The following is a 6,401-nucleotide window of genomic DNA, read 5'->3' as shown; positions in this document are numbered from 1 at the left end:
CGCCCCGCCTGGCGCCCCGGGCCCCCCCCCCAAACCCCCCCCCCCCCCCCCCCCCCCCAACCCCCCGGGGGGCCCCCCCCCCCCCCCCCCACCCCCCACTCCTCCGAGCAATCGCCGGTCCGCTCAAAGCTCGGCGCGGTACGCCTCCAGGCGCTCGGCCAGCTCCTTCGGGTGTCCGAGCATCGGGAGGTGATCGCCGGGCATCTCATCCGGCTGGAAGCCGAGCCGTTCGACGACCACCCTCCGCATGAACTCCGCCGGGAAGAACCGGTCATCGGACGCCATCAGGAACCTGGTGGGCACCTTCGGCCACGCGTTCAGCGGCCACGGCTTCCCGAACGGCGTCGCCGTCTGGTTCCGCTGGTGCTCCGCCAGCAACTCGGCGGCCAGGGCGGCCGGAGTGTCGTGCAGGTAGAAGGAGATGGGGTCCTCCTCGATGTCCTCCGTGATGCCCCTACCCAGATCGGCTTCCCGCCGCGCCGGCCCGTACCCCGTGTTGTCCCACCACTCACCCGGCGACTCGCCCGGGGCCGGCACCTGGGCCTGGAGCATCACCAGCAGGTCCGCCGACACCCGATCGCACACCAGGGGGCCGGTGAATCCGCCGAACGAGTGGGCAACGACGACGAGTTCACCGCGATCGCCGATCGCCTCGACCACCGCGTCCGCGTACTCCGCGAGCCCGGCCGACTCGTCGTCGCACGGCAGGTCGGGCGCGACCACCTCGTGGCCCCGGTCGCGCAGCTCGGCGGCCAGCGGCTCCCAGCACCAGGAGTCAGCAGCCCCGCCATGGATCAGTACGTAAGTCGCCACCGGCCAGTCCCCTCAACGTCGTTGGTCCACCAGCCAGGCTACTGAACCTGCAAGCGTGATGTCGGGGCCGATTGCGCCCCGCCGAAGGGCCCACCCGGTCGCCAAAGACTCAATGAACGTCAAATCGCCGGACTAGAAAGCGAGTTGGAGATTAGCTTCCTCACATCGTGGTTCTTACCAGGCGGAACGTCGCTCCTGGCGCGACGTGGAGAATCCCGCCGGGATGGCCGTCTCGGTCCGCCACAGCAGTCCCGGGCCGGGCGGGAACTCGTCGGTGGCCGGCGCCGGGGGATGGAGGCGCCTGTAGCCGGGAAGCGGCACCTCGGCCAGGACGCCGTCCCGCATCATCCATAGCCCGAAGCAGTCGTCCTCCTCGTCGTGGATCAGCACCTGCACGCTCTCCGGCCTGGGCTACGGCAGCGACTCCAGATGCAGCCCCTTCGGTTGTGGCAAGCGGGTTTCAGAGGTGAGGCATCACGAACGTCGCTCTCGGGTGACACGTCAAGGCGTGCCCGCTCATCGGGGCGTGCCCGGATTTCGGAGTCGCTGGATGGGGGCGGAGCCGTGCTGAGAGACTGCAGGCATGGGATCTTGGGGGGATCTGGGACCAGCGATGCTGTCCCTGACGGGAGTTGCACTTGGTGCGGTCGGATCACTGGTCGGGCAGTACCTGGTGTCACGGGCGAGCACTCGGCAACTCGCGGTCCAGCAGGCGGCCGCGCACCGCGCCGAGCTCAAGGACGTGATCCTCAAGTTCCTGGCCGTCGCGTTCCGGGTGGAGAAGGAGGCCGCCCGCCCGCCCAACGGCGAACGCGCGGTCGGTGGTGTGCTTGATCAGCTCGTGAGTGAGTTGTGGCTGGCGCAGGCGGAGATCGATCTGGCGGCCAGGACCGAGCCACTGCGGGGTGCCACCTACCGCTATGCCGCCCGTCTGGCGGAAGCCGCCCACGGCGGCGTAGCGGGCGCATCCGAACTGGGCAGGGCACAGGTCGAGTTCATGGACGCCGCCTATGAGGATCTCTGGCCCGGTCAGCGGCGTGGAGTTTGAGCGCCCGGCACCACTGGCAGGCCCCGCGTGAAGAGATCGGGGGGCTCTCCGACCCATGGATGCCCTTCTCGCCGCGTCCACACCCTGAACGGGCTCCGCGCGTCACTCGCACGGGTCCCGTCGGCAGGTGGCCCGGGCGGTCGATGGTTAGCGTCGGCAGCGGTGCTGCACAGCGGCCGGCTGCCCGGGTGCAGCGCCCGGGCAGCCCGGATCCGCTACCCATGGAGGAGAGAATGACGAGCAACCCGCCGCTCACGGACGCCGAGCGCCAGCGCTGGACGAAGATGGTCCAGGACGCGCTGAACGCCCTCACCGCCGAGGCCGCCCTCCAAGAGGGCCCGCCGGACCAGGCTTCGAGGCAACGCCTGCTCGACAGGAGCGCACAGGCCAGAGCCCAGCTCGATGCGGACTTCGCGCTCGGCTTCATCGACCGGATCGGAGCCGACACCCTCACGCAGGCGGTGAAGGGATTCACCCCACTCGCCGTACAGACGTCCGTCGACGCACTGGTGAAGGCCGACGGCGGCATCGTTCCGCTTCTTCAGAACCGGATCACCCGCTTGAAGTCTCCCGCCGACGAGAGCGACGGCACGATGTGCGCCATCGGCGCGTTCTCCATCCTGGCAGGCGTGGTCATCGACGGCATTCTCGGCGGAATCGCGGCCGTCGGCGGAATCATCGTCATGGCCGACGCCTGCTGACCACGTGTCACTCCATGATGCGTAACGACTGAGGAGTGGGAAGTCGGCCACACCGACTTCCCACTCCTCTCCTGTGCACGTCAGCGGAAGCGCGGTGTCTCGGTGCTACGCGGCGGGCGCCAGTGCCCAGGAGGGCCGGCCCTCGGAGGCGCGTGAACCCGGCCCGCTACGGCGCGGAAGTCCCTTGACCTCAAGCGCGCTTGAACCGCGAGTCTGGCCGGGTGACTCTCCCGTCGGGCACTCGCCTACTGCCACAGACGTATCAGCCACTGTTCGCCTATCGCGACTTCCGGCGACTCCTGCCAGCCCTGGCGGCCTCCGACCTCGGCGATGGGATGAGCATGGTCGCCGTGGCGTGGCTGGCCGTCCTGATCGCGCCTCCCGATCGGTCCGGGCTCGTTGTGGGCGCTGCGATTGCCGCCTATGCCCTTCCGGGCGCCGCCGGTTCGCTGCTCTTCGGCCGCTGTCTGCGTCGCCTGCCTCCCCGACGACTGCTGGCCGCCGACAGTTGGGTCCGCGCGCTGCTTCTCGGATGCGTGCCCGTGGCCTGGGCCACGGGCACGCTGCACCCGGTCCTCTATGTCGTCCTGCTTGCCGGATCGTCGGTGCTGCACGCCTGGGGCAGTGCGGGAAAGTACGCGCTGCTCGCCCGGATGGTTCCGCCGGAGCAGCGTCTGGCCGCGAACGCGCTGGCGAGCTCAAGCAGTTCGGCGTCCGTCGTCGTCGGCCCCGCGCTCGCCGGTTTCCTGGCGACAGTCGCCAGTCCCGCCTGGATCGTCGGCCTCGATGCCGTGTCCTTCGCCGTCCTCGCCGCGCAGGTCGGACGGCTGGGCTCCAAGGCCGAGGAGGCCGCGACGACCGCGCCGATCGGCATCGGCCGATCAGTGGCCGGCCTGCATTTGTTGCGCCGTCAGCCCGAGCTACTCGGGGTTCTCGCCCTGACGTGGTTCTTCAACTTCCTGTACGGACCGGTGGAGGTCGCGCTCCCGCTGCATGTCACCGGTGATCTCCATTCCGGCGCGAGCCTTCTCGGGCTGTACTGGACACTCTTCGGTGTCGGCGCCGTTCTGGGCGCCCTGACCGTGGGCACCCTGCGCAGGCTCCCGCTCTGGCCGGTCACCCTGGGCATCGTCGTCGGCTGGGGTCTGGCCCTCGTGCCTATCGGCCTGGGGGTGCCGACATCCGTCTCCGTCATCTGCTTCGCGTTGGGCGGCGTGATCTACGGACCCTTCACCGCGCTGTCCTTCACCCTGTTCCAGGACCGCACCCCGGCAGCCGGGCTGACCACCGTCCTGGCCGCCCGAAGCGCCACCCTTCTCACTGCCGCGCCCACGGGCACCGCCCTCGGCGGCCCCCTCACCGCCGCGATCGGGCCCCGACAGGTGTTGGCCGCCTCGGGAACCGCCACCATCGCCCTCGCCCTCGTGGCCGCCGCCGTGCGGGCCCGTGGGAATCGTCGAGCGCTCGCCAGGCCGGTGGACCGGGCGACCCGCGACGCCGGGTCCAGATCGCGCGGGTGATCAGGAGGCGTGCGTTCACTCTCAGCTCATTGCAACGCGGCATCAATATGCCCTGCATGGATGGCCATAAAGCCACTCTTCAGCATTGACTAGTACGTGAACGCAATGTACCCGCCGTTCGGGAACTCGCCGCGCGCACGGGCGTCTCCTAGCAGGTGGCCACTGCGCCCGCTCGGCTACCCGTTGGCGAGCGATCCATCACGTGCTGGAGGGCCTCGCTCATGATGAGCAGGAGCTCCGCAGAGACGGCGAAACGGGCGCCCGCCGGAGTGGCGGCTCCGAAAACCTCCGCCCCGCACTGTGACGCTGCGATCAAGGCGTCGTTCATCTGCGTCGCGGCGAGGGCGGAGCGGAGCCAGATGTCGTCGCCCATGACATAGCGCTCGCGGCGTTCACCAGGCGTCGCTACCACGCCTACTTCCGGATGCTGGTCAACTTGACCCGGCCTAAAGGACCGGGCTTGTGGGTAGGGCGCGGCTGGCTGTCGCGTGGCCCCCCACGTCTGAGAGCTGCCGTTAGGCCGGCTCTGGGACGCATGACTGACGCCCCGCTGTCCACGCGGCAGCGCCGCGAGCGGCGATGTTGCGGGCACCGTTGTAGTCCGCGTGCATCATGACGCCGCAGGCGCGGCACGCGAACTCGGATTGGTTCGGCCGGTTCTTCCGGTCGATGTGTCCGCACTCGGAGCATTGCCGGCTGGTGTACGCCGGATCGACGTACACCAGCGGCACACCGGCTCGCCTGGCCTTGTACGCGATGTACTGGCCGAGCTGGTGGAAGCTCCACGAGTGCAGAGAGGTCCGCTGATCCTTGCGCAGCCGTACCCTCTCGCGGATGCCGCTCAGGTCCTCCAGAGCGACACCGCGTGAGGTGCGTTCAGCGGTTGTGACGATGGACTTGGAGATGCAGTGGTTAACGTCCGCCGCGTACCGGGCTTCCTTCCTGGCACGCTTCTTGAGCAGCCGCTTCGCGGACTTGGTTCCCTTCGCCTGCAATTTGCGGCGCAGATCGAGCTGCCGCTTACGGTGTCGATTCAGGCCACGCCCGGCGTGCCGGGTGCCGTCGCTGGTGGCGGCGATGTTGACAATCCCGAGGTCCACGCCGAGGAACCCGGCAGGGTTCGCGTTGAGCGGCGCCTCGGGTACGTCACAGGTGGCAATCAAATAGAATACGCCGTCACGCCGGATCAGATCACTCTCGCCCCTGCGGTGATCCCGAAGAGTCTTGAGGGCATCCGAGGAGCACGCGAACCGCACGTCCTTGAGCCGTCCGGACGTGGTCCAGATGCTCACGGTCCGCACGTCCAACTGCCAGGACAGGCACCGGTCATCGTAAGGCTGGGCCGACTCGGGCCGGAAGGCAATCGGCTTGGACTCGGCCTTTATGCGACGCTTACTTCCCGGCTTGCCGAGGTTCCCGGCCCGGATGTTCGCCTTCAACGTCGTGTAGGCATCACGGACCTTCTTGATCACGTGCTGCGCGGCCTGCGCCCCGAGCCCACGGGCCTTCAACTCGGCATAGGTGTGCTTGCGCAGCTCGTACTCACGCGGGACACCGCGCTCGAACGCGACACCGGACACCCAGCACGCCGCCTCGTTGACCGTGCTCAGGGTGCACCCCAGAGCCGACGCCTGATCAGGCGTCGGCAGGAGCTTCACCCACGTCACGGTCTTCATACCGGCAACCTACAAGGAGGCACTGACAACGCCCGGCCGAGCGGTGACGCAGAGAGCTCCGCCGCTTCGCGGCTCCGGGCCAAGGAAGCGATTCCTCCCGGCTCTGAAGGGCCGGGGCCCCTCGCCAGATCATGCTGAACCACGGGGTGCACGGCAACGATCGGATCCTGTCCCGGCCCGCCGTCGAGCTGATGACCACCAACCGCCTCTCGCCCGAGCAGACCGCCGCCCGCACCGCCCTGGCCCGCGACAACGTCCACCTCTCGTACGGCCAGGGCCAGCACGGCGGTTGGGGCTTCGGGATGGCGGTGCGCACCTACCGCGGTGACTACGCGCCCGTCGGCCAGTTCGGCTGGGACGGCGGGAGCGGCACCTCGACCTACGCCGACCCGGAGAACGGGCTCGTCGGCATCGTGCTCACCCAGGTAGGGATGTCCGTGCCGCACTCGGCGCGGCTGATCCATGACTTCTGGACCACGGTCTACCAGGCGATCGAGGACTGACACCGGCCCGCACAACGAAACCCGCACAACGAAAGAGGAGTGGGGAGGACGTACCGCCCCCGTACCCCCACAAACTGAACCCCGCACCATCCGCTGTCGGGGGGGGGGGGGGCCCGGGCGGGCGCCGCGCCGCCCCCCCG

6 protein-coding genes and 1 pseudogene are annotated in these 6,401 nt (G+C 69.2%); 4 read left to right on the top strand and 3 right to left on the bottom strand.

Features of this window, described 5'->3' with window-relative positions:
• Positions 1-123: 123 nt before the first annotated feature.
• Positions 124-813, bottom strand: coding sequence for an alpha/beta fold hydrolase (locus tag ACGF12_RS28220; RefSeq protein WP_393035803.1), 690 nt, complete (start codon positions 811-813; stop codon positions 124-126).
• 174 nt (positions 814-987) lie between these two features.
• Positions 988-1,209 carry a hypothetical protein gene (locus ACGF12_RS28215; protein ID WP_393035800.1) on the bottom strand — a complete coding sequence of 74 codons (222 nt, stop codon included), beginning with the start codon at positions 1,207-1,209 and terminating at the stop codon, positions 988-990.
• Between the two features lie 217 nt (positions 1,210-1,426).
• Here ACGF12_RS28215 and ACGF12_RS28210 point away from each other — a divergent pair, with 217 nt between their 5' ends.
• The 3 genes from ACGF12_RS28210 to ACGF12_RS28200 all read left to right on the top strand — a co-directional run bounded on the left by ACGF12_RS28210 (position 1,427) and on the right by ACGF12_RS28200 (position 4,082).
• Complete coding sequence (locus ACGF12_RS28210; protein ID WP_393035797.1) at positions 1,427-1,861, top strand: hypothetical protein; 435 nt, start codon at positions 1,427-1,429, stop codon at positions 1,859-1,861.
• 233 nt (positions 1,862-2,094) lie between these two features.
• The gene (locus ACGF12_RS28205) at positions 2,095-2,562 is read left to right on the top strand and encodes a hypothetical protein (protein ID WP_393035794.1); all 468 of its coding nucleotides are present in this window, start codon (positions 2,095-2,097) and stop codon (positions 2,560-2,562) included.
• 221 nt (positions 2,563-2,783) lie between these two features.
• Positions 2,784-4,082 carry an MFS transporter gene (locus ACGF12_RS28200; protein WP_393035791.1) on the top strand — a complete coding sequence of 433 codons (1,299 nt, stop codon included), beginning with the start codon at positions 2,784-2,786 and terminating at the stop codon, positions 4,080-4,082.
• Between the two features lie 515 nt (positions 4,083-4,597).
• Here the strand turns inward: ACGF12_RS28200 and ACGF12_RS28195 are convergent.
• Positions 4,598-5,758: an RNA-guided endonuclease InsQ/TnpB family protein gene (locus ACGF12_RS28195; protein WP_393035788.1), complete on the bottom strand. Its 1,161-nt coding sequence runs from the start codon at positions 5,756-5,758 to the stop codon at positions 4,598-4,600.
• 125 nt (positions 5,759-5,883) lie between these two features.
• Between ACGF12_RS28195 and ACGF12_RS28190 the strand changes: the two are divergent.
• Positions 5,884-6,261, top strand: a pseudogene (locus tag ACGF12_RS28190) (serine hydrolase); the annotation flags it as partial.
• Between the last annotated feature and the right edge of the window lie 140 nt (positions 6,262-6,401).

Source organism: Kitasatospora sp. NPDC048296, from assembly GCF_043201815.1.
Taxonomy (GTDB): Bacteria; Actinomycetota; Actinomycetes; order Streptomycetales; family Streptomycetaceae; genus Kitasatospora.
This window is presented reverse-complemented; position numbering and strand designations above follow the sequence as displayed.

Coding starts and splice junctions, on each gene's coding strand:
- ACGF12_RS28210 (WP_393035797.1), top strand. CDS start 1,427: ATGCTGTCCCTGACGGGAGTTGCACTTGGTGCGGTCGGATCACTGGTC.
- ACGF12_RS28205 (WP_393035794.1), top strand. CDS start 2,095: ATGACGAGCAACCCGCCGCTCACGGACGCCGAGCGCCAGCGCTGGACG.
- ACGF12_RS28195 (WP_393035788.1), bottom strand. CDS start 5,758: ATGAAGACCGTGACGTGGGTGAAGCTCCTGCCGACGCCTGATCAGGCG.